This window comes from Pseudomonas agronomica (assembly GCF_025917275.1).
Taxonomy (GTDB): Bacteria; Pseudomonadota; Gammaproteobacteria; order Pseudomonadales; family Pseudomonadaceae; genus Aquipseudomonas; species Aquipseudomonas agronomica.
On record NZ_JAOSHO010000887.1, the window covers coordinates 1 to 1,062 of the forward strand.

At 60.0% G+C, this 1,062-nt stretch carries 1 protein-coding gene and 1 pseudogene; one reads left to right on the top strand and one right to left on the bottom strand.

What is annotated here, in order from left to right:
• A partial coding sequence (locus OC610_RS27905) for an ABC transporter substrate-binding protein (RefSeq protein ID WP_264432814.1) occupies positions 1–396 on the bottom strand: 396 nt, incomplete at its 3' end.
• Positions 397–699: 303 nt separating this feature from the next.
• Between OC610_RS27905 and OC610_RS27910 the strand changes: the two are divergent.
• Positions 700–1,062 (top strand): annotated as a pseudogene (locus OC610_RS27910) (ABC transporter substrate-binding protein); the annotation flags it as partial.

The window sequence follows — 1,062 nt, forward strand, 5'->3', positions numbered from 1 at the left end:
CGTCTGGTACGGCGAATCCTTGCGCACCACCAGTGCCGTCCATTCGGCCCGGCTGTAGACATAGACCGACTTGATCGGGCTGCCATTGGCCCGGCTCAACACGGCGGCGAGGCTGGCGGACGAGGCGAAGTCGACGCCGCCGCTGTTCAGGTATTCCAGGGATCGATTGCTGCCCTGGCTCAAGACCCAACTCACCTTGGTCTGGGGCAGGGCTTTTTCCAGGTAACCGAAGTGCTTGAGCACCAGGCTGACCGGCGAGTAATAGGCGTAGTCCAGGTGCACTTCGGCTGGAGGGCTTTCGGCGGCCATGACCATGGACGGCAGGCCCAGCGCCAGGGCGCAGGCGCTGATCAGATGTCTGGCGTGGGCCAGGGAGAAGCGGAGGGCGGGTTTCATGGAACAGCTCCAGACAAGGCGGCGAAAAGGCAACGTTCTTATTTCCGAAAGATCGGACAGCGGGAGAAAATCGCGCTTGAAAGGAATAATGCAGGCTCTGTGCCATAGCCCGGAAAGGGCCACCGGCGGGTGCTGACATTGCACAAAGCTGCAGAGGATATGTTGATCGCCCAACAGTCTGTTGCGGCGCTGTTGCTCCATGAACACTGGGTCGATTATGACTATGAGCTTATGCGCTAAAAGAATTTCTAAAGGGATTGATAGCGGCGTTATGTTCTAAAAAAATCATCCAGGAATGCTGTCATGACGCTCATCCGATCCCTGCGCCGCCTGCTCCTCAGCACAGCGTTTGCCGCACCGTTGGCCCAAGCGGGCGAGCCGTTGGTGCTGCACGTCGGCGACCAGAACTATTACAACGTCAGGGCTTCGGTGGAGGCGTCGGGTGTGCTGGAAGGTGCTCCCTATCGCGTCGACTGGAAGCACTTCCAAGCCGCTGCGCCCCTGGCCGAGGCGCTGAATACCGGTGACCTGGACCTGGGTTTCCTCGGCGACTCGGGCTTTCTGTTCCTGGCTGCCAAACAAGCACCGGTGAAGCTGATCGGTGTCTCGCGGCAGAACCCGGACACCATTGCGCTACTGGTGCCCAAGGACTCGCCGGTCAAGACC